Here is a 22,733-nt window from a genome sequence, read left to right as displayed (position 1 = left end):
GCTTTTGGAAGGTAAATTAAGACTTTTTGTGTGTCAGACTCACATCCAACGTTTTTTATTACGACGTTGTGGTCTAGGTAAATACACTAAAATAATGCCTAGGATTAAGCCCATGCCTGCGATTAATCCACCTTGGCGCCAAAGTTCAAAACGCTCGTCTTGAGCTGTGCGATCTACCGCATTTTTCAGTTGATCACGTTCTTGAGTCGTTTTAGCTAGGTTGGTTTCTAACTCGCTTAGTTTAGCCTTTAATTCGAGCAGTTCGCCGGCATGATTATCTGTTGAACTTGATACTTCTGCTAACTTAGCTTTGGCCTGTGCGAGTTCAGTTGTTAACGCAGGGACTTGCTCACGGAAACTTTGAGTCGAACTGATCAAGTTGGTTTGTACCCAACCTTCACGGCCTTTATGGTCGATTATTTTGGAGTAATCACCTTGAGTTTCGTTGAGCAGTGTCACAGGTTGACCCGCTTCAATTGATCCAACAATTCGAAACTCAGTACCAGGGCCACCTAAAAGATACAGAAACACGTTATCCGAGATGTAGCGGGATTGGCCTTCGGCCAGCAGGTTGGAAGACAGCAAGATCATTCCTACCAGAGTCAGGAGTCTAAACACTTTTGTATTCTCATCAACGAAATAGTCTGCACATGCTAGGGATTTGAGGCCTGTAATGCAAGAGGGAAGTCATAGACTTCCCTCAACTTTACGGCATCCATGCTATGACCATTCCAATTTAATTCAATCTTTCCTACGACCTTCTAGTCCTAGGCGCTAATACTGCTTAATGTCAGCAACACATTTAGCGAGACTTCTTAATTAAAAATACCTTTAATCATATAGAAGAAGATGATTGATAGGCCAGCACCTGCTGGTAAGGTCACAACCCAAGATACGACTATATTACGTACCACACCAATGTTAATCGCTGCGATACCACGGGCCATACCTACACCTAATACCGCACCCACTAAGGTTTGTGTGGTAGAAATAGGTAAACCAGTGCTAGAAGCAATAACTACAGTCGTTGCCGCGGCTAATTCTGCCGCAAAACCACGACTTGGCGTCAAGTGAGTGATGTTTTTTCCGATAGTTTGCATAACGCGCTGACCAAAAATCGCCAGACCCATCACAATACCTACGGCACCCAAAGGTAAAATCCACCAGACTAGAGGTGATTTCGCTGCAATCTCACCACCGCTATTGACGACAGAAACAACCGCCGCTAATGGACCAATCGCATTTGCTACATCGTTTGAACCATGGGCAAAAGCCATACAACAAGCAGTCAAAACCATCAGGATCGCAAACACTTTTTCAACGTTTTTGAACTGGGTTTGACGATCTGCTTTATCACTCATTTGTAAGCGTGAAATGGCGATTTTACCTAAGATACCAACTACAGCAGCAATAGCACCTGCGAGTAGGTAAGACTCGGTAACTGAGAAATGCAGACCAACATGGGATAAGCCTTTCATAATCGTCATTAATGACATGATGAAACCAGCAAATGCCATATAGAAAGGTACGAAACGCTTAGCATTACTCAATGGATCGTCAGTGTTGAAAATGAGTTTTTGAGTGCTTTGGAAGAGGATGAATGCCATAAAGCCCGAAATAGCGGGGGTTACGATCCAAGAGCCTACAATCCCGCCTACTTTATCCCATGAGACTGAATCTGCACCAACACCCACGGCGGCGAAGCCAATAATGGCACCGACGATGGAGTGAGTCGTTGATACTGGCCAGCCAAGAGCCGATGCGACGACAAGCCAAATACCTGCTGCCAACAATGATCCTATCATGCCGTAAACCAGCAATTCAGGAGTTGCAGTGAAATAGCTAGAATCAATAATACCGCTACGAATTGTATTGGTAACTTCGCCCCCAGCTAAAAATGCACCGGAAAACTCAAAGATCATTGCGATAATAATCGCTTGTTTAATTGTAATTGCGTTTGAACCTACAGAGGTTCCCATCGCATTGGCGACGTCATTCGCCCCAATACCCCATGCCATGAGAAAACCAAATGCAGCCGCAATGGCAATAAGCCACGGGCCATTGGTGACTAAGACGTTAGCCACCTCAATACCTGCATCAACCATATTGATACCTTGATAACCTTAATTTGTTAAACGCGAGCCAGCATAAGCTCAAGACGCGAACCGACGCGTTCGGCAAGATCTGCAAGACCACCGACCCATTCAATCGTTTTGTAGAGGAACATCACATCGACAGGATTCAATTCAGATTCCATAGCGAATAACTGACGGCGTAACTGAATTTGTAGATCGTCAGTATCTTCTTCGATGATATCGAGTTCGTTGATCATTTTTGCCACTAAGTCGACTTCACGGCCACGGAAACCTGTTTCTAACAGATCTTCGAGTTCATTAATGACTTGTTTTGCTAGTGCTACCGCATCGATACAGCGTTGTAGATAAGCAATAAATGGGACTTGCATGACCTGAGGGATTAACAGCTGACGGCCGATAACACGACCGGAAATATCTTTGGCTTTGTTGGCTATCTTGTCTTGTTGAGTTAAAAGTTCCAATAAATCTGTACGTTCTACTGGCATAAATAAACCGCTTGGCAGAGTCAGACGGATTTCACGCTTCAGTGAATCTGCTTGCTTCTCGGCTAAACTAATTTGCTTACGTAATTGAACTGCACTGTCCCAGTTACCTGTGATAGTGGCTTCGAAAAAGGGGACGAGTAACGATGCGCAATCGTGTACTTTGTCCATGTGCTCTTGAAGAGGCTTAATTGGCGATTTTGCAAACACGCCCAAAATAGAGTTTACTGGCATTGCCGTTTACCTATTTAGATTGTTCCATTATTGGAAAAAGCGGGCGCATGTTAACCTATGCGTCCGCGTATTGAAACTGTGTTTTTTCAGAAAAAACGACAGGTTTATTCTAACGGGTTATATACCAACTGCAAAACCAAATCCTACGGGATTTTTATGACACATTTGTGACATTATGAACTAAAGATGACGCATCGATGAATATTTGATGACAAAGTGAGCGGTTACGCAATGAATGCTGAGATTGAATTAAAACTGTTTTTCCTGCCGATATATCAAGAATCCCTGATAAATAAGTTAGATAGTCTCGATAATGCCGTACCTCAAGGTCAACGTCGTTTGGCGAATGGTTACTTCGACACCCCTGACTTGCAATTACGTCAGTGGGACATGGGATTGCGGGTGCGCGGTTACGATGCGCACCGAGAGCAGACCATAAAAACCGCAGGACAAGTCGTGGGCGGCATTCATTCGCGGCCCGAATACAATGTGACTATCCAATCCGATAGCCCAGACTTAAGTCTATTTCCTACCAGCATTTGGCCCGTTGATGCCGATTTAGCGGCGACGCAAGCTCAGTTGACTTGTATATTTCACACCGATTTTTATCGTCGCGCTTGGCATGTTCAGATTGATAACAGCGTGGTCGAAGTGGCGTTAGACATAGGTGAAATCACCGCAAATGGCCAGCAAGAAGCCCTGTGTGAGCTCGAGTTTGAACTCCTCAGCGGCGATACTGAGGCGCTACTTAAGCTGGCGATGCAAGTGGCGAGCGTTGTGCCCGTGCGTTTAGGTAAGGCCAGTAAAGCGCAGCGGGGCTATCGATTGGCGGGCAAGGCTAAGCCGCTCGATTTAAAAGCATTGGAATTTCTGCCACTGGCCGAGTCACACGATTCTTCTTCACAGGATTTAAGTGCAAACTGCCAAATCCTGCTTGAAACCGCCCTTGAGCGTTGGCAATTATTAGAGAGCATGATCGCAGAGGAAAGCGACCCTGAAGCCTGTGTGGTACTATGGTGGCGGATGCGCGCCTGTATTCGTTTGCTGCGCATGACCCTAAATCAGCTCGAATTATTGAATGTGACACTGTCTAGCCAATTTATGCTGATTGAAAAGCAGCTCGATTTTATTGAGCAGGCACAGGCGTTGACCGCTTTGCTTGGTAGCCAAAGAGGCTTATTTGCTAAACTTGGCCAACACGCCCAAGTTAAAGTGCGACTTCTGGCGCAACTGACAGAGATTAATCTGACGGGACGCTTACTCTTCCTATGGCAACAGACCGAATATGGTCAATTACAGCTGGCTATTGTTGAACTGTTGCTAAAGATCAGTGCTGGTGAAGTGGACATCACCCATCAGCCTAGCTTACGCCAGCATGCCGATCGTGCTCAGCAAGCTTCTTGGATGGCGATAATTGAGGTCATGCCACTCAATAGCGTCATGACAGCGGCGAATTATCTACAAGTGGCCACAGTGTTGGATGCGAGCATTCTTGTGGGTCATGCCTACGGCAGCTTATATGAGGCGAAATCACGGGACGCATTTCGTGCACCTTGGCAAGATCTCGCGCTTGGGATTAAAACTTTGGCTTGTTATCGCGCCTTACAGGATGCGAGTCGGGAGTTAGATATCAATTTAGCTGAGTGGCTGGAAGACAAGCAGCAGAGTTTGTTGTTTGCTATGGAATCGACACGCCGTAACGCGATGCAACAGCAGGTCTACTGGTAGTATTACTTTTTATCGCTGATAAACGGAAAAGGCTCAATCTAAAATAGATTGAGCCTTTTCATTAGTCCGTTTTCGCAACAAAGTCAGCTATTTTTTGTTTCGATAGCCTGCTTAAGTTCCGCAATTTGAGCCAGCATTTGCGCTTGATTTTGTTATATTTTTTGTTGGTTCTCTTCCATTCTCGCTAAGGCTAATTCAAGCTCTGATTTGATTTCGGCTTTATGCGCATCTTGGCGTTCTTGGCGTTCAGATTCATCTGGCGCGACAAATACCGATGCCATATAACCTGAAATCACCCCAAAAAAACTCACACCGCTGACAATGACCACGCCACCTATGATGTGGCCTGCTGTGCTTACAGGATAATAATCGCCGTAGCCGACGGTAGAGATAGTGACTAATGCCCACCAAATCGCTTGCTCAGCGGTCTGGATATTGGCGCCTTCGGTGCCGCTTTCGACGATGAGCATAATGACGGAAGCTAATGTTAGAATCGTCACCATAGCAACCAGTAAACTGGCTAAGGTGGCTTGTTTACGTTGTTTTACCAGTGGGAGCAGCAGTGAGCGACTCATGCGGATCAGGCGTATTACCCGTAGGATTTGAAAAAGCCGTGCCATACGTAGGGCTTCAATCGCCGGAATACTGGCAATAAAATCAATCCAATGGTGTTTAATGAAAAAGCGTTTATCGCGAGCACGGATCAACCCAACAAAGAAGTTGATCATAAAAATCATGCAAATACTGGTATCGACAAAGAAGAGCAAGCGGTAGGTTTCGCTATCTAGGCGGCCGAAGGTCATGACAAGTACTATGATCACCGACAGCAAGGACAATAGCATCATCGCCATTTCGAATGGAGAAGGAGTGCCAAGGGTGCGAAGCGACCATGGGGTTTTATCTGTCATGCCAAACATGATCCCTGTTAAGTGCGGCGAATATCACTACTAAAGTAAAAGACTTTAGGCTGTGAGTAAATTGACTGAGTTAATAAAAGGGCTATATATCGATTAATCGCGCCAGCCAATGGTAAGAAGGGTTGGCGCTTGAGATCTGCGTTGCTTTAGGTTTCATCAACAAAGTGGACTAAATCGTCGAGTACACGGCGTTTAATTTCTAGCTGTGAATCGGCACTTAAACCATATTTCTCTGCCAGTTGCACATAGTCATCTGCATTGAGTGACACGGTAAGGCGCGGACGCGTTGGCCGTTTCGATACGCTAAGACCTAAAATAGTGCGAATTTGATCAGAAGGGCTAACGCCTGCATCTAACGCGGCTTTACGAATAGAGTATTGAAATTTTTCATCGAGATCGAAGGCAACCTGTGTCGCCTTAGCGGCTTGTTGGTTCTTTAACCATTGCTCGGGCAGAGGGTGTTTGGTTTTACTCATGGCGTATTACCTATTGCTATCAACCGTTTCTAGCGCTTATCTGTGAGATTGTATTGGGATTATTGATAAAGTGCGAGCACGCACTTTATCTTTTTTTTGTGTTATTTCGCCGGCCAGTATTCCCGAATATCCGTTAGCGGGCGATATAGGGTCAAGACGACATCTGTATCACCCCCTTCGTAGACTTCCACTTCGACGGCGCAGCTTTCATTGTCATCAAGTAATAAATAGTACTCAAAGGGCTCACCTGTGGCGCCATTGGCATCCTGTGGCGGCTTTTGGCCACGATAATCCTGACGATGGAAATAGCCAAAAGCGGCAAAAGTCACTTGGTGGTATTGTTTTCCAAGCCATTGTTCAAGTTGTTCAGCTAAGTCGGCCGGTAATACTTGCGTAGTTAACTCGGCATGACCCGGTTCCTCGAACAGGGCGCTGAATTGCTCGAGATTGAATAATTGCTCCACTTGGGCGCGGGAAACCTTCATCGAAAAGGCGAGATAGGTTTCGTCGTCTTCTTCAATGCTCAAAAAGAGAGTATCGCTACCATGTCCCTTGAGTAACCACTCGGAGTGTTGTTTACGTTCCGACTCGTAAGTATGTACGGCTTCGACTCTTAATTGTTGACCACGGAGTTGTGGTGGCAGGGCAAAACTATCATCAATTGAGATCATGTCGCCGACATTGAGCTGGGACGGGTGATTGAGCTCGCGCTGTGGCGGGGCTTTCTTACCAAAAATACTATTGAAAAATCCCATAGTGACTCCTGCTGACTATGCTCGCGTGCGGCCTCATATTGATTGGCTGCGGATATTCACGGGCAATAGTGATCATTTTTATTTAATGAGGATGAAACAAAAAATGCCGAGGTCAGTAGGGGGTGATGATCCCACTGAGACTCGGCATTCGGTCAATCATTGCTTAGCTTTTACGTGCTTTGATTCGATCTAGCACTGCATTTGCGTTTGACTTTTGCTCACCAATACCCGCTTCGGCTAGTTTGGCTTGCAACGACTTATCACTGTTTTCATCGGCTAAGGTTTCAGCCGCTTTTAAACGGTCGTCAAATTGTTGCTGACGTGCCTTGATACGTTCTAGTGAATCTTTAGCGTTCAGCAGCTTAGAGTTGCTAGACGCGAACGAGTCAGTAATGGTTGCCGTCGCTTTTTGGACGCTTTCGGTGGTTTTAACCATGCTCAACTGACGTTGATAATCAGACAATTGGCGTTCGGTTTTCTTCACTAAGTCTTTCAAGCGTGCAGCATGGGCGCTAAAGCTGTCGTTGGCGCTTTGTTGCTCAGACAACTCTTGGTCTAACTGAGCAATCTTTTCAGCAATTTCAATCGCTAATGCTTCATTGCCTTTGTCTAATGCTTGAGTCGCATAACCTTCGTGTTCTGCAATCGAACGTTTCAGACGGTCGATTTCACGGCTGGCTTGCATTTCTTTTGCCATGACATCGGTCAGTTCACGTTTAGCATTGGTTAAATGCTTTTCTGCATCACGGATTTCCTGTTCGAAAATACGGGTTGAGTTTGCGTCAACGATGCTTTGGCCAACTTCGGTGGCACCACCGCGAAACGCTGTTAAAATTTTATTCAGAATGCCCATTTTGTGGCTCCTTATTTCAGATAGTCGACCAATTCATCAATAACTTCTAAACAGTTATCAGATAAAACTGCTAATTCTTGCTCGATTTCGAGCATGCTAGATTGTAGTGATAGCGCACCGTAAACCACGTATTTGTCATCAATTTTTGCAAAAGCTGACAAGGGCATTGGAATGTTGAGCTCTAGCATGGTTTCAAACATTTCACTGCGACGTTCTTGATTTACTTCGTTCTCGCCCCACAGGTAGCTGATGCAAAGTACTTGGTTGTCCGTTACCGATACAAATACTGGGATTTCTTCACGGCCGACCACATTCACTTGCAACACTTCGACTTCACCATCGATTGGATAACAATCAAATTGAAAGCCAGTTTGGCTGTTGTTGCCAAGACTGTTGAGGTGATTGGCAATGGTATGGATATTCATATTTGTCCTTATTGACATATTATGTCTGTGTTCAAAGATAGCACCGAGACATAATATGTCAAGTACTATCTCATCCTATTAAAAAAGATCCAGTCCTTGATTCTCGGACCAATCTTGCAAATGGTAGTGATACAGCTGCAATGAACCCAATTCATTGGGTTTTATGTTGGCGGCATCTTGATAAAAATTGGCTGGAAACTCAAAGGCGCCATCCACTAAACCTAAAGTGAGCCAGTCATCTTTGATGGGCAACTCAGTTAACTTCGCTAATCTGTGTTGTGCATCGAGTCCGCCTAATGTTGCAATACTCCAGCCCCATTCGCCAAAACTGGGCACATTATGATGGTACTGCTTGACGTCAAATCCCGCCAATGCCAAGGTTTTTGCTACCGAAATAAAGGCCTTAGGGGCATGGTAAGGCGATGTTGACTGTACAGTCAGAGCGCCATCACTGCTTATAAGTTCCTTTAATTTACGGTAGAAATAGTCCGAATAGAGCTTATTAAGATCGGGATGGCTCGGATCGGGCAAGTCTACGATAATCGCATCGTATTTCACGCCTGTGGCAATCAGTTTATCGACACCATTAAATGCATCGTCGTTGATCACTGTGACACGGGGATCGTTCAGTGCGTTGCCATTGAGCGCCAACATAGCGCGACTGAGACTATCGGGCATATCTGTATCGGGCGATTTAAATAATTGCACTAGGCCCACATCGAGATCGAGCAGCGTGACTTGTTCAGGCTCCCAGCGCAGTACTTGTTTGAGACCGAGTCCATCACCGCCGCCAATGATCAGCACCTTGTTGTGACGGGCACTGGCCGCGAGCGTAGGATGAACGAGAAACGTATGGTAGATGTGCTCGTCTATGCTAGAAAATTGTAAGCGACCATTGATGTATAAAGCATAAACGGGCGGCAGACCGTTACCGCGCAACCGCTCGGTGAAGGTCAGCTGTTGGAAACGTGTCGCCTTGGCGTAAACCACTTTGTCTTTATAGAGCAAATTATTGAATTCTTGCTCCCAGCGTGGGCCGTGGATTGCTAATACTAGTAAGACGCCAGTCACGATAAAATGCCCACTCAAAAGCAGTTTAGGGCGGCGGATTTTAGGCCAGAATCGCCAGATAAACACAAAACCTGCCAATAGATTGAAACTGGCGGTTAAGGCGGCGGCGAGTTGGATATCGATGGCGAGCATAAAGCCAACCCAAATTGCGGCACCTATGCCTGCGCCTATGTAATCAGCTCCGTAAATGGTGCCCGCGTTATGCAGTAAATGCTCGTCGGAAAGGGATTGGCGAACCCTAGCAATCAGCGGGATTTCCATACCAATCATCAGGCCCAATAACACACCCCACACATAGGGTAAGTATTCGCTGAGTTTTTGCAGCGAGCCTATCATGCCACCTTCGGGCAGTTGATCTGGCGGTAAACCTAAGGTGTTAGCAATGATCAATGGTAGTTGTTGACCAAAACCAATCACCGCTGCTGTGATTAAAATGGCGAGTGAGCCACAGAGTGCAACTGTGAGTTCTAAGATCACAAAACCGGTAAAGGCATCACGGATCTTACGCGCGGCGAAGGCACCTAGCCCCATGGAGACAATCATTAAGCCTATCATGGTGTAAATGGCGGCTTCTAATGCGCCTAAAATGCGGCCCGCATAGTGGGATAAAAGATATTCGTAGATCAGGCCGCAACCTGCTAATACGGCCATAATGCCCAATAAGAGAACATCGTCGAACCAACCTAGGCGGCTAGGTTTAGCCGCCGAGGGAGTTAAGCTAATTTCTTGCATTCGATTAAGCCATCAGTGCCGTAAGAATAAGTGCGATAGCGATACTGATCGCCATTTCTACTGCGGCGATACCGATATTGTGTTGTCTTTCCACTTCATCGGCTAAATCGATACGGGCTAATACCAGTTTCTTCACGACGAACAGCAGTAAGGAGAGCGCGATCAGCATAATGACTGAAAACACTAACCAACCGATCACGTTAGTCACATAAGCCGTTGGATTATAAATAATAAAGTGACTGGCGGCATTAAAGCTCAGTGCCATAGCAATCATATAACCCGCATGGCGTAGCGCTAACGCTGTATGACCTTGGGCTAAGGCTTGCTGCATAGATGAGTCTTGGTTGCGGCTTGCGAAACGGTTTTCACGCCAGCGCGTGAGTAGCACTAACATCAACTGCGAAATCGCAAAGGCGCTGAAGATGGCAATGAAGGTATCGACCGTTAAATCTTCTGCCCACAGCAAGACAGAGCGAATGATAATGGCGGTAGCAATAGCAACGCTGGCATCGACGATAGCGACGGACACATTACCTTTGATGATTTGCTCGTTCTTATCAAACTCATTTAGCGCTATTTTATCGTGGAGGAAACGGCCGAGTTTAATCAGTACTAAACCGAATAAACCATAGCAGCTCATGCCAATCGCTTCGGTAAGATAAGAGTGTGCCGCAGCGCCTGTGATAGCGCCAGTAAGCACTATGCCTAGGGCGGCAACTGCGCCAGCGGTACTTATGCCAAAGGCAAAGTTATCCCGCTCTGCCAGCTCCTTACTGCTATTGACCTTTACACTCCAACCTTGCAAATAACGCATTAGCGTTAGCAAAATCACGGCTATGGTGAGATCGATAGCCAGAATGATGGCTAGCTCTGGTGTGATACCGAAATCCTGAAATAATGTCATTGGAAATCCTTAGTTACTTGCCCCGGCGCACACTGCGGGTCGTGCGATTGCTGGAATTGCGGAAACTGCTGTCTTTAGCATAGTTAGATCGAAACTTACTGTTCGAACTCTTGCTCGCACTTGTCGTGCTGGCCTTAGGTGCGCTGGTACTTTCACGGGATAACGCCGTGCCACCAGTTCGCGGCTTAGCATAAGGGCTGTCAAAGCGCTTGCCTTGTGAGTCGAAACGTTTTTTCGTTTGTTCGAAAGTCTTATTTTGCGCATCCGCTTGTTTGGGTGAGGTATAGCGATAACGACCTACGTCATTGTAATAGCTATAACCTCGGTTACCCGACCAACGATCGTAGGAAACTGGGCGATTGAAGACATTCGAAAACATCGAATACATGCCATACCAAGCCCAAAACGACGTGCCGCTCGAGTCGGTTTGCCAGTTACCGTAAGACGGATTACCAACTAGCTGACTGCCTGGACCAAAATCTTCGCCGCCATTGGCTAATGTTGCTGCCTCACGGCTAATCGCATTCACGCGGGCAAGTTTGCCGTCGGACATATCGGCAACCACGTTGACAGGGTCTGACAACATATCGTTAAACAAACTGGGATCAGCGGCTTGATAAAGATTTTCCGCTTCGGCCAGCTGTTGATCGAGATCGGCAAAGTTACTCGCCACTTTCGATTCATCTAATCGACGTTTCAGCGAGGAATACATGGGACCTTGGGTGCCAGAATCCTTTGCTAATTCATCAAGTAATGGGGCTAAATCAGGTTTCTGCTGCTTTAACAGTGTGGTGTATTGTTTTAAGAGGTTAGCGTTACGCAACTGCCCGTCATCGATCATCGTCGTGAGCGTAGCGAGACGTTGCTGCGTGAGTTGTTGATACTTCGCGATTTTATCCGGTCTCTCATCGCCACAACCCGTCAGCGACAGCATAACGGCTAAAAAGAGGATCGATGTGAGAACACGGGTTAGCATTCCTGCCATGTTTTCTCCAAATGGTAATGAAATAAAACTCAAATACTTGCAGGCAATAATAATCTGCTTGCCCAATATGCCTGCTGCGCAGGTTATAGTACCCTTAAATGCCACAGATAAAAGGGGATACCTTTATTTGTGTGCTACATCAGGTAGCTGCAAGTCTCGTCGAACATAACATGATGTGGCGTCAATCTATATCATTTACGACATAATATGTCGATAGCTAAATTTGTTAGGGATTATTATGACCATGCAAAAAGACAGTAATAAGTCATTGTCTATTCTCGTTAATCAAACCGCTGAGCACAACTGGCTGCGGTTAGAGGAAGTATGGTCCGAAGGACTCGCGCAATTAACACCTGCCCAGCAGCAAGAACTCAAAACGGTTCTAGGGCTCAGTGATTACGTGGCGGCCCAGTTATGCCGACATCCCGAGTGGATTAACAGGCTGTTTGCCGGCGAGTTAAGCTTGATTGAGCGTAAAAACTTTGATCTTGAGTTACACGAAGTGCTGAGCAGCGCCACAACTGAAGAGATGGCAAAAGCCAGCCTGCGACGGTTTCGTAACTACCAAATGGTGCGCTTAGCTTGGCGTGACTTTTTAGACTACGCCAGTTTAGAAGCATCCCTGCTCGATCTGTCGGCGCTTGCCGAAGCGTTAGTGATTTGCGCCCGCGATTGGCTCTATAAAGATATGTGCGCCCAATACGGCACGCCGATGGACAAAGAAGGCAATGCACAGCCATTGCTGATTTTAGGCATGGGCAAGTTAGGCGGCCGCGAGCTCAATTTCTCCTCCGATATCGACTTGATTTTCACTTTCCCTGAACATGGTGAAACCGTCGGTGGGCGTCGCAGTTTAGACAATCAACAATTTTTTATCCGCATGGGACAAAGGTTAGTGAACTTGCTAGACCAAGTTACCGTCGATGGTTTCGTGTTCCGCGTGGATATGCGTTTGCGCCCCTACGGAGAAAGTGGGCCGCTGGTGGTGAGTTTTAGTGGCCTTGAGGATTATTACCAAGAACAGGGCCGAGATTGGGAACGCTATGCCATGGTCAAGGCGCGTGCGCTCGGACCTTGGAGCCATTTCTCCGATGAATTACACAGCCTGCTCAGACCCTTTGTGTATCGCCGCTATATCGACTTTTCAGCGATTGAATCCCTGCGAAAAATGAAGCAACTCATCGCCCAAGAAGTGCGACGTCGTCATTTGACCGACAATATTAAACTCGGCGCGGGCGGTATTCGTGAGGTCGAGTTCGTGGTGCAGAGTTTCCAATTAATTCGTGGTGGCCGCGAGCCTGCGCTGCGTCAGCAGAGTTTATTCGGCGCTATCGATACGCTCTACAGCTTAGGGCAGTTTGAATATTTGGCGGTCGATGAGCTTAAACACAGCTATTTACTGCTGCGCCGAGTGGAGAATTTACTGCAAGCCATAGACGATAAACAAACCCAAACCTTGCCGAATAATCCACTCGATTGGGCGCGATTGTGCCATGTGCTCGATATGGCCAACGAGGTCGATTTACGCACCCATATCGAAGCGGCAATGAGCAAAATCCATCGTCACTTTAAAGCCACCGTGGGCGGTGAAGAAGGCGAAGAAAAGGCCGAGCATTGGACAACGCAGCTGTGGCATGTGCAAGATATTGATGATGCCGTCGCGCTATTGGCCGAACAGCAAATCGACGATGACAAGCTGTGCCCTATGCTCAGCAGCTGGCGTGAGACTGTCACTAAGCGTTCCATTGGTCCACGCGGGCGGGAAACCTTAGATAAATTAATGCCAAGATTATTGGAAGAGTTGATTAATCAACAGAGTCCATCGGCTGCCTTTGAGCCCGTGTCTAAGGTGCTGGAGCAGATTTTAACTCGCACCACTTACCTTGAGCTTTTGTGTGAAAACCCTGGCGCGCGGCAACAGTTAGTGAGCCTGTGCTGCGCCAGTCCTTGGATTGCGGCGCAGTTGGCTAAATTTCCCATGCTGCTCGATGAGCTTATCGATCCGTCGCAGCTTTATGACACAACCTCCATCGATGATTATCCGAGCGAGCTGCGCCAGTACATGTTGCGGGTGCCCGAGGATGATATGGAGCAGCAGATGGAAGCGCTGCGACAATTTAAGCTGTCACAACAACTTAAAATCGCCGCCGCCGATGTCACGGGTGTTTTACCTGTGATGCAAGTGAGCGATCACTTAACCTTTTTAGCCGAAGCCATCATAGAGCAAGTGGTGATGCAGGCGTGGCAACAGGTTTCAGTGCGCCACGGTGTGCCCGCTCACCTTGAGGGCAATGACACCGGCTTTGCCGTTGTCGGCTATGGCAAGCTCGGTGGGATCGAATTAGGTTACGGCTCCGATCTCGATTTAGTTTTCTTGTGTGAAAACAAAGCAGATAACAGCCAGACCAATGGTGAACGGCCGATTGAAGTCGGCCATTTCTACCTCAAACTCGCCCAGCGTATTCTGCATTTGTTCTCTACTCGTACCACTTCGGGTGAGTTGTACGAAGTGGATATGCGTTTGCGTCCTTCTGGCGCCTCGGGTTTGATGGTCAGTGAGATTGAACGCTTTGGCGAATACCAAGCTAACGAGGCATGGACGTGGGAACATCAAGCCTTAGTGCGCTCACGTTTTGTTTTCGGCGACAATAGTTTAGCGGTCAAATTTAGCCGAATTCGCGCCTCGATATTAGAAAAACCACGGGATAAAGTTGAGCTGCAAAAAGCAGTACGTGAGATGCGTCAGAAGATGCGTGATCACTTGCTCAAAGCCAGCGATGGCATGTTTGATCTAAAACAGAGTCCCGGCGGTATTGCTGATATCGAGTTTATTGCCCAGTACTTAGTGCTGGCTAATGCCCATGAGTATCCAGAACTAACGATTTGGTCTGACAATGTGCGGATTTTTGGGGTGTTAGCTGAGCTTGAGCTTTTGCCTATAATGAGTGCCCAGCATTTAACCCAAACCTATTGCTTGCTCAGGGATGAAAATCATCGCCTGACTCTGCAACAAAAGGCGGGGCAGTTACCTGTGTTAGAGGTTGAGGAACATGCCGAGCGAGTGCTTAATATCTATCGCGCTGTGCTGGAATAGTACAGTCATCTAAAGGGAGTAAGGCTGGAACGAATATCGGCCTTAACTCCGCAAGAATAAGCAATTTAGGCTAGAGTTTAATGAGAGCAGTTAGCAGAGAGCACCATGCAATTACCTACTATCCCTGAAAACGAGCTGCAACGTTTGGCCACGTTACGCGCACTCAATGTGCTCGACACCGATGCCGAGGAACGTTTCGATCGTATCACTCGGCTCACGCGCAGAATTTTCTCCTTGCCGACTTGTGTTGTGACCTTAGTGGATGCCGAGCGGCAGTGGTTTAAATCTCGTCAAGGACTAGAGGTGACTGAAACACCAAGGGAAATTTCATTTTGTGGACATGCGATCAATCATGACGGCATTTTCATCGTGAACGACGCCCTCAAAGATCCCCGTTTTAGTGACAATCCTCTGGTGACTGAGCTGCCGCATATTCGCTTTTACGCCGGCTATCCCCTCACCATTCACGAGCAATATCGGGTGGGTACTTTGTGTTTAATCGGTACTGAACCGCGGGATTTTACGGCTGAAGACATTGAAACCTTAACGGATTTAGGACAAATGGTAGAGGCTGAATTACTCTCTATCGCGCAAAATACCTTAGATCCCTTGACAGCTATTTCGAATCGACGTGGTTTTGAATTACTGGCCCATCAGGCGCTGGCGAGTTGTCGACGTACCGAATCTGAGGCGGCCTTAGTATTCTTCGATCTCGACTTTTTCAAGGAAGTGAATGACAGCTTTGGTCATCGCAAGGGCGATCAGGTGTTATATGATTTTGCCCATATCTTAATGACCGCTTTTAGGGAGTCGGATGTGATCGCAAGGCTTGGCGGCGATGAGTTTGTGGTGCTGTTAAGTTTTGTGCATAGAGATACCGTCAATCGGGTCATCGAGCGTTTTAAGCAGTTACTTGAGCAATATAATCAACAGCATCCTAAGCAACATAGATTGGCGACCAGCATAGGTATCGTCCATTGGACGCCGGATTCAGATATGAGCTTAGAGGATCTGTTAGATTCCGCCGATAAAGCCATGTATCAGGATAAAGCCACACATCACAGTGATGCATCTTAAATTGTTTACGCTTATGCCAATGAAAAGGGAGACAATAATGTCTCCCTTTTCATTGGACTTTATTCGGCGAAGAAGTACTAAGCTGTAATGAGCGTTACCCAATGTTGATATAAGGGTAAGCCAATTAATACGTTAACCGGAAATGTGATCCCGAGTGAGGCTAGCATAGCCAGACCTATATTGGCTTCGGGGATTGCGGCACGAATGGCCGCTGGCGCTGCGATATAAGATGCGCTGGCACTTAATGCCGCTAACACTAAAATGCTGCCTGAAGGTAAGTCCAGCCAAACGCCTACACCAATACCACACCAAGCCAATACAAAGGGCGCTACGGCGGCAAACGCTAATAGGCGCCATTGTTTAAGTGGTAGCGGCAAACACACTTTGGCCGTTACTAAGCCCATTTCCAGTAAAAATAATGCCAGTAAAGTTTTGAACCCGCCTAGTAGCACAGGTGTAAGCGGCGCAAGTCCCGTTGGGCCATAAAGCCAACCTATCACCACACCGCCAAGGAGTAAGACAACGCCGCGGCTGGTTAAGGCTTCGTGCAACACGCTTGATTGATTTTCATTTTTGGGTGATGTTTCAATTGCTTTTTTGGCACTTAAGTATCTGTGTAACCAGAGCATTACGACAATAGCAGGTAGTTCCAGCAGCACGAGATATAGGGTCGTTTCTGGCCTTAAGATCAGCCCAGATTTTTCAACCATAGCCATCACCACCGCAAAGGTTCCCGCACTGACGGAGCCGTAATGGGCGGCAATACTAATGACATCGGTATGGCCAATGCGAACCAGCCGAGTTAGTACAGGGTATAAGGCCAAGGGGATAATCAAACCTAAGGCAACAACCGCTAACAGCTCAGTGATCACTAAGTTTTGAGTGTGACCGTGGAGCGCCATTCCGCCCTTTAAACCTAAGGTAAGCATTAACAGTATGGATAGGGTTTCGTAGATCGCGGGTGGGACTTTAAGATCTGATTTCACTAGGCCAGCTAACAGGCCTAAGGCGAAAAATGCAATGACAATATCGGGCATGGGTATCTCATTAAGTTTGACTTTTAAGCCGTACAAAACGCGCTTGTTTGTCGGGTGATCCTGATGGCTGGTGATTTTGGACCTAATTGGTTATATTGAAAAATAAATTGTTTACCACCTAGGTATAGATAATTGTCTATGGATAAGCGTTCGTCATCGACTCAGCTTAAATTGCGGCATTTGAGTTTTCGGTTACTGCAGGTGTATGTGCAAGTGGTGCGGTTAGGTAATATTTCCGCAGCGGCGAGGGCATTGCATTTAACTCAACCCACAGTGTCATTACAGCTTAAAAAACTGGCCGATGTGTTGGACGAGCCATTACTCGAGAGTCGTGATGGCCGCATGTTACCGACCTTGATTGGTAATGAGTTGTACCGCGCAGCCTGCGATACCTTGAGTCGTTTTGAGGATTTCGATGCTTTTATGCAGCAGGCTAAAGGTGGCAGTGTCGGTCACATTAATATCGGTATTGTCACTACCGCAAAATACGTGTTACCACGGATTTTAGGGGCATTTTATCGGCAGTTTCCACAGGTTAAAGTGACCTTAAATATTGGTAACCGTGCCCATGTATTAGGCAGATTTGAACGTCAAGAAGATGATTTATACCTGTTCAGTCATCCTCCAAGTGGCGATAACGTGTTATCTGCACGCATCATTAAAAATCCGCTGCAACTGATTGCACCAAAGGAGCATTGGGCTGTGGGTCGTGAACAAGTGAATTTTAACGAGCTTAAGAATGAGCGTTTTATCGTTCGCGAACCGGGATCCGCCACCCGCTTAATGTTCGAGTCTTGGTGCAGTGGCCAAGGCATCACGCTCGGTGACACTATGCAAATCGAGAGTAATGAGGCGATACGCTTAAGCGTCGCGTCGGGCTTAGGTTTGTCGGTGATTTCGGCGCATACCTTGCAAGAAGGGCGCGAAAAACCTGCAATTCTAACTGTTACGGGTTTTCCGCTCGAAAGTAACTGGTATCTAGTTGGCCGTAAAGATCGCCGTTTGCCCTATGCCGCCATGCAAATGGTGGACTTTATGGCGGCGCATTTGGTCGAGTGTATCGAGCCAGAATGGGTTGCCACTGATATCAGTGAACTGGCTATGCACTTTAATCATGCACCGCAAACTCGGTCCTAGCACTCTTGAGTCTCGCTTGTATTATGGAAGCTTTATTAAACTAGATCATAGCGTTATGCATTGAGGGTAACTGTTGAACACATCTTGCGCCATTACCCTCAGATTCCATTATAAAGCGATACTCTAGACTTTAAATCGCGTCAGTAGATTGTTCAGTTCAACGGCGAGTCTTGAGAGTTCATGTGCCGAGGCACTGGTTTGCTGTGCCCCCGCAGCACTTTGGCTGGCAAGATCACTAATATTCACAATGTTTTTATCGACCTCGCGTGCGACTTTCGCTTGCTCTTCGGCGGCGCTTGCGATGACCATGTTGCTGTTATTCATAGTACTGATTTGGCGATTAATCGTGTTTAATGCATCCCCTGCTAATCTTGCGACTGAGAGTGCCTGCTCAGCCTTTTGGCCGCTGTGCTGCATCGATTGCACAGCCGTTTCGGTGCCATGCTGGATTTTGTTAATCATGTCTTCAATTTCACGGGTCGAGGACTGAGTGCGATGGGCTAGGGCGCGAACTTCATCAGCAACAACCGCAAAACCACGGCCTGTGTCGCCCGCTCGCGCCGCTTCAATGGCTGCGTTTAAGGCCAGTAAATTTGTTTGCTCAGCAATGGCGCGGATCACATCGAGAACTTTACCTATATCCCTCGCTTGAATCGCTAAGGTTTGAACAACCTGTGAACTTTGCGTCACATCCTGATTCATGTCGATAATGGCAGCGACTGTCTCATCTACCTGTTTTTTACCTAATTCGGTACTGCGGGCGGTTTCTTCAGAGGCTTCTGAAGCGAGCACCGCCGTATTGGCAACTTCATCTACTGCCGAACTCATTTCGGTAATCGCAGTTGCCGCTTGCTGTATTTCATCATTTTGTTGCTGTATGCCGCGGGAAGCATCTTCAGTGACTGAATTGAGTTCTTCGGCGGCGGAGGCGAGCTGGCTAGAGGAGTTTGCTATATGGGATAAAGTGTCGCGCAGGTTTTGCTGCATTTCAGCTAATGATTGCATCAGTTGACTGGTTTCATCTTTACCCTCTGTGCTGATTTTCTGCGTTAAATCCCCCCTTGCGACTGCCACTGAAATGCCTACAGCTTCCTTCATTGGCTGCACGATACTGCGAGTTAAAAATATTGCCACTACAAATGCAGCGATTAAGGAGCCCACTATCATAATGCTGTTTAGCCATTTACTCTCGTCGTAGGCTTGTGCAGTTATTTGACCTTGTTCCTTTGCATATTCAGTATTCAAGCTGCCAATGCTAATGAGCGTCTTTGTCATTTTTTCGGCTTGCACTATCATGACATCATCCATGATCCGTTTAGCTTCGGCTGCATCATTCGCCTGTAGCTTGCTGATCATCTCATCTTGATGCTTTAAATACAGATCAAGGCTGCCACTAAATTCTTGATAGAGCTCCTGCTCACCTGGCAGGCTAATTAAAGGCTCATAGTTTTTTTGATCTGTTTTAATACTCTGGCGGATTTGCCTTAATGCATCGAGTCCTTTGTTAAGTTCAGCAGTCGAATTTGCTAATAACAGGCGAAATGTAAACACCCTAGCACGCATCACATTGAGGTTGATGCTCGACAGACTGACCAGCGTAGGTAGGGTATTATCTTCAATTTCTTCTGCAGTGGATCGCATGGATGACATTGTCTGTAATGACATGATTCCTTGAAGTAGCAACACAAGAGCAAGTAATCCAAACGCAGCAATTAATCGTGAGCCAATCTTAAATTGTCGTAACCACATAAGTTAATCGTCCCTGTATTTAAAAGAGTTCCGTTTAAGGCAGTTCTTAATATTTTCTAGCGAATATTTCGAACTAAGTGTCATGGCGCTTAGTCAGAATCATGAGTCTTTAGTTGGTTGCATAAACTATAGATTATATTTTTGAGCTTTTATGTTGCAGGTTGTAAATTTGATCGATTTAAACCTATAGGCTGTAAATTAGAATAATTGAAACTAAGTTACACCGTACCTTAAAACTCAAGGTTAGCAACAGCTAGAAGCAAATTGAACGTAATGAGTCATTTGGTTGTGTGGATTGAATCGATTATGGTAGATGGATTTATTACTTTATGTATTTGATTTTTAACTATTATAATGTTTTTTTCTGTACTAGTTTGTCTATGATTGCAGATTTTCAATTTAGGTACTTATTCATCTTTCTAGGCTTGTATCTGCAAATAGCGTATTTGACTTGTTATATTCTGAATGCATGAATTATCTTGTCACTAATTGTTCCTCGAATTTTTATCGTGATGACTAACTTCTCGCTTATCAATATTAGGCTTTTGGTCTAACTCAACAGAGCGATAAATCGCTAATGTTTTACGGTCATTCACTTCGACTCATTGCTATTAATCGACTGTAGGTGCGGCGGAATTCAAAACTGAGTGCGCCACCTTGATAGAGTTCACTCAGTGGCACGTCGCAGCTGAGATATAAGCTGACATTTTGATCGTATAACTCATCAATCAAGCTAATAAAGCGCCGTGCTGGGTCGTCGTTGGCCGCATAGGAGAGTTTGCGCTCGCCCGTGGCTGCGGCTTGGTTATCACCTGTACCGTCCTCTGTGCCGCGGGCACGGATCCAGCCTTTTATTTCGCCGCCTAATTTGGGAACGCCGCTTACCATTAAGATCTTAAATCGACTGGTGATTTCGATATAATCGAGCTGGGATCTCGGGCCGTCACATAGGGCATAAAAGTCGAACCAAGCGACTGAGTTGCCTGTTGGCGCTATAGCGGTGCGGATCACTGGAATTTCACGGTTGCAGATGGTGAGGCTAGCATTACTCATTCTGCTATCACTAATGCCAATAGCGCTCATACTGAGTGTATTTGGCGTTAACCCATTCACTAGCTTGTCAAAAATCCGCTCAAAATCGAGTGTTCCGGTAATGCCTATATTGCGGGAAATCGAGGCGTTAACTTCAGCGCTATCAATGCCAATCTCGTTGTTTAATGAAGCATTGATGGCGTGCATTCTATGGTCTTGGTTGCCATTGAGATGCAGCATTTGAGTGTGTGTTTGCAGCAGTTGGATGCAAGGTAAAAATCTGTGTCTAGCTAGGCCGTTCTCATATAAGCGCTCAATAGGAATATTTGAGGTGGCGACCAGCACCACACCTTGTTTGAATAGGCATTCAAAGAGCCCAGCGAGTATCATGGCATCGCCAATGTCCGAGACAAAAAACTCATCGAAACACAGCACCTTGCACTCTTTTGCGAGATTTTTAGCTATGAGAGTTAACGGATCTCGTTTACCCGAATGTTCGCGTAATGCTTGGTGAATCCGTGCCATAAATCGGTGAAAATGCAGTCTTAACTTGCCTTCACTCGGCAAACAATCGAAAAACAAATCCATCAGAAACGTTTTGCCCCGACCTACATCGCCCCACAGATACAGACCTTTGATTGCTTGTTTGTTGATAAGGGAAAACTGTGCTGAATGTGGCTGTAGCATCAACTGCTTAAATAGTACATCGAGCGCCAACACCGCCTGTTGCTGCGCGGGATCGTCAATGAGATCTATGCACACCTTGGCGCGATACGCTTCAAGTGGTGTCACGATTGGGGTTATCGATTGCGAGCTAGCGGAGTTTGAATGTGCCATGTCGGGGTCTCGTTGGCGGTTTGTTTTCGGTGTTTGCTGCAGTTAGAGTGTTCTTTAGCTTTGTTTTAGTGCGATATCAGCACTCACCTTTTTGAGGCATCCTGTTACTCATATTCAGGTACTCGGGAGCCATATGGCAAGATGCGCAGGGTAACATAGTCGCTGACGTGACTTAAGTCCCGCTCTGAAGCTTAGGTTAAATACTAAGCGAAACCAGTGCTTTATTCTCGAGGACTTTTACCATAACATCTTTGTCACAAAAATAATGATATGGAATGAATCCTATGGCGAGTAAGGGCAATGGCATTACGGTTATCAGTGCACAAACCTTGATTGAGGGCGACATTCAGTTAGAGAGCGCGGCATTCATTGCGGGTAAATTGCAGGGCAAGATTAGATCAGCAGGACAAATTAAGATCGAACTTGGCGGCGAGATCTCTGGTGAAGTCAGTTGTCATGAGCTGCGGGTTTGTGGCGTATTTCGCGGAAGAGTCTGTTGTAATAAGTTGATTATTACCAGTTCTGGTGTGGTTGACGGTGAAGTCGCCAGTCATCAGATGGAGATTTACGAAGGTGGGCAGTTTATTGGTCAGCGTATTAAAGGTCCTGAACTCGATGCCTTGCCGGATATGCTACAAGCACTCGCGCCAATAGCTCAACGCTCAGATGCGCATTTATATGCCAGTGAAAGCACTTTACTAAGAGGTGATAATCTGGCGATTCGCCCTTGGCTGTATGTTGCAGTGGCAACTGTCGTCATAGCGTTAGGTTTTAGTTTTGGACCAGAGCAATTGCGTGAGTGGTTACCGAATCTTAGTGACAGCACGTTGAAAACTGAGGTGTCTCCGGCAATCGAGGGGCTTAAGGCAGTAAATGGTATGGCTCCTGATCAACCTGCTACGCTAAATAGCGCGAATGCCGACAATATGGCGGTATTACCGGCAACTGATCCTGATCCGCAGGCTATGCAGCAGGATTCGGCGATGGAAGATTTGCAACAAATGGAACAAGGCCATGAACAGATGACGCAGGGTGATAATGGCGCACCGCCAGCCAGCGACAGTGCGACCAATAAGCTCTAATCTGTCGATCGCGCATTTGAATCTTTTAGA

At 46.5% G+C, this 22,733-nt stretch carries 18 protein-coding genes and 1 pseudogene; 5 read left to right on the top strand and 14 right to left on the bottom strand.

Annotation, left to right across the window (positions count from 1 at the left end):
- Nucleotides 1-39 precede the first annotated feature (39 nt).
- The 3 genes from L5L98_RS18015 to L5L98_RS18005 form a co-directional block, all read right to left on the bottom strand.
- Nucleotides 40-591 carry a TIGR04211 family SH3 domain-containing protein gene (locus tag L5L98_RS18015; RefSeq protein WP_105251551.1) on the bottom strand — a complete coding sequence of 184 codons (552 nt, stop codon included), beginning with the start codon at nt 589-591 and terminating at the stop codon, nt 40-42.
- A gap of 224 nt (nt 592-815) precedes the next feature.
- Nucleotides 816-2,105 (bottom strand): inorganic phosphate transporter, encoded by a 1,290-nt coding sequence (locus L5L98_RS18010; RefSeq protein WP_113939029.1) that lies wholly within the window; start codon nt 2,103-2,105, stop codon nt 816-818.
- Between the two features lie 26 nt (nt 2,106-2,131).
- A complete protein-coding gene (locus tag L5L98_RS18005) occupies nt 2,132-2,812 on the bottom strand; it encodes a TIGR00153 family protein (protein WP_105251552.1) in 681 nt (226 codons plus the stop codon).
- Nucleotides 2,813-3,043: 231 nt separating this feature from the next.
- Between L5L98_RS18005 and L5L98_RS18000 the strand changes: the two genes are divergently transcribed.
- Nucleotides 3,044-4,540, top strand: a complete 1,497-nt coding sequence (locus tag L5L98_RS18000; RefSeq protein ID WP_263142680.1) for an inorganic triphosphatase — start codon at nt 3,044-3,046, stop codon at nt 4,538-4,540.
- An 83-nt stretch (nt 4,541-4,623) separates the two neighbouring features.
- Here L5L98_RS18000 and L5L98_RS17995 read toward each other — a convergent pair.
- The 8 genes and pseudogenes from L5L98_RS17995 to L5L98_RS17960 all read right to left on the bottom strand — a co-directional run bounded on the left by L5L98_RS17995 (nt 4,624) and on the right by L5L98_RS17960 (nt 11,658).
- A pseudogene (locus L5L98_RS17995) lies at nt 4,624-5,448 on the bottom strand (ion transporter).
- Between the two features lie 155 nt (nt 5,449-5,603).
- Nucleotides 5,604-5,933 (bottom strand): hypothetical protein, encoded by a 330-nt coding sequence (locus L5L98_RS17990; protein ID WP_028761837.1) that lies wholly within the window; start codon nt 5,931-5,933, stop codon nt 5,604-5,606.
- Nucleotides 5,934-6,034: 101 nt separating this feature from the next.
- Nucleotides 6,035-6,688, bottom strand: a complete 654-nt coding sequence (locus tag L5L98_RS17985) for a DUF4178 domain-containing protein (protein ID WP_263142678.1) — start codon at nt 6,686-6,688, stop codon at nt 6,035-6,037.
- Nucleotides 6,689-6,851: 163 nt separating this feature from the next.
- Nucleotides 6,852-7,541 (bottom strand): PspA/IM30 family protein, encoded by a 690-nt coding sequence (locus L5L98_RS17980; RefSeq protein ID WP_028761835.1) that lies wholly within the window; start codon nt 7,539-7,541, stop codon nt 6,852-6,854.
- Nucleotides 7,542-7,552: 11 nt separating this feature from the next.
- Nucleotides 7,553-7,966 carry a YjfI family protein gene (locus L5L98_RS17975; protein WP_105251554.1) on the bottom strand — a complete coding sequence of 138 codons (414 nt, stop codon included), beginning with the start codon at nt 7,964-7,966 and terminating at the stop codon, nt 7,553-7,555.
- 78 nt (nt 7,967-8,044) lie between these two features.
- Nucleotides 8,045-9,769, bottom strand: coding sequence for a polyamine aminopropyltransferase (locus L5L98_RS17970; protein ID WP_263142677.1), 1,725 nt, complete (start codon nt 9,767-9,769; stop codon nt 8,045-8,047).
- A gap of 4 nt (nt 9,770-9,773) precedes the next feature.
- A complete protein-coding gene (locus tag L5L98_RS17965; RefSeq protein ID WP_113939026.1) occupies nt 9,774-10,673 on the bottom strand; it encodes a DUF350 domain-containing protein in 900 nt (299 codons plus the stop codon).
- 13 nt (nt 10,674-10,686) lie between these two features.
- On the bottom strand, nt 10,687-11,658 hold the full coding sequence (locus L5L98_RS17960; protein ID WP_263142675.1) for a hypothetical protein: 972 nt from the start codon (nt 11,656-11,658) through the stop codon (nt 10,687-10,689).
- 238 nt (nt 11,659-11,896) lie between these two features.
- On the opposite strand from L5L98_RS17960, the gene glnE reads away from it, so the two are divergent.
- Together glnE and L5L98_RS17950 are read left to right on the top strand one after the other, a co-directional pair.
- Nucleotides 11,897-14,752 carry a bifunctional [glutamate--ammonia ligase]-adenylyl-L-tyrosine phosphorylase/[glutamate--ammonia-ligase] adenylyltransferase gene (gene glnE / locus L5L98_RS17955; RefSeq protein ID WP_263142674.1) on the top strand — a complete coding sequence of 952 codons (2,856 nt, stop codon included), beginning with the start codon at nt 11,897-11,899 and terminating at the stop codon, nt 14,750-14,752.
- 105 nt (nt 14,753-14,857) lie between these two features.
- The gene (locus tag L5L98_RS17950; RefSeq protein WP_263142673.1) at nt 14,858-15,829 is read left to right on the top strand and encodes a sensor domain-containing diguanylate cyclase; all 972 of its coding nucleotides are present in this window, start codon (nt 14,858-14,860) and stop codon (nt 15,827-15,829) included.
- Between the two features lie 77 nt (nt 15,830-15,906).
- On the opposite strand, the gene L5L98_RS17945 is transcribed toward L5L98_RS17950, so the two are convergent.
- Entirely contained in the window at nt 15,907-16,866 is a 960-nt protein-coding gene (locus L5L98_RS17945; RefSeq protein ID WP_263142671.1) for a sodium-dependent bicarbonate transport family permease, read from the bottom strand.
- A 138-nt stretch (nt 16,867-17,004) separates the two neighbouring features.
- Here L5L98_RS17945 and L5L98_RS17940 point away from each other — a divergent pair, with 138 nt between their 5' ends.
- The gene (locus L5L98_RS17940) at nt 17,005-18,003 is read left to right on the top strand and encodes a LysR family transcriptional regulator (protein WP_263142669.1); all 999 of its coding nucleotides are present in this window, start codon (nt 17,005-17,007) and stop codon (nt 18,001-18,003) included.
- A gap of 123 nt (nt 18,004-18,126) precedes the next feature.
- Here L5L98_RS17940 and L5L98_RS17935 read toward each other — a convergent pair whose 3' ends face one another.
- Both L5L98_RS17935 and zapE read right to left on the bottom strand, forming a co-directional pair.
- Entirely contained in the window at nt 18,127-19,752 is a 1,626-nt protein-coding gene (locus L5L98_RS17935) for a methyl-accepting chemotaxis protein (RefSeq protein WP_263142667.1), read from the bottom strand.
- 588 nt (nt 19,753-20,340) lie between these two features.
- A complete protein-coding gene (zapE, locus tag L5L98_RS17930) occupies nt 20,341-21,621 on the bottom strand; it encodes a cell division protein ZapE (RefSeq protein WP_263142665.1) in 1,281 nt (426 codons plus the stop codon).
- Nucleotides 21,622-21,905: 284 nt separating this feature from the next.
- Here zapE and L5L98_RS17925 point away from each other — a divergent pair, with 284 nt between their 5' ends.
- Nucleotides 21,906-22,703 carry a polymer-forming cytoskeletal protein gene (locus L5L98_RS17925; RefSeq protein WP_263142701.1) on the top strand — a complete coding sequence of 266 codons (798 nt, stop codon included), beginning with the start codon at nt 21,906-21,908 and terminating at the stop codon, nt 22,701-22,703.
- Nucleotides 22,704-22,733: the final 30 nt, after the last annotated feature.

It is taken from the genome of Shewanella sp. SM23, from assembly GCF_025654295.1.
In the GTDB taxonomy this organism is placed as follows: Bacteria; Pseudomonadota; Gammaproteobacteria; order Enterobacterales; family Shewanellaceae; genus Shewanella; species Shewanella oncorhynchi.
Note: the sequence above shows the minus strand (reverse complement) of the source record. Positions and strands in the feature narration are given on the sequence as shown.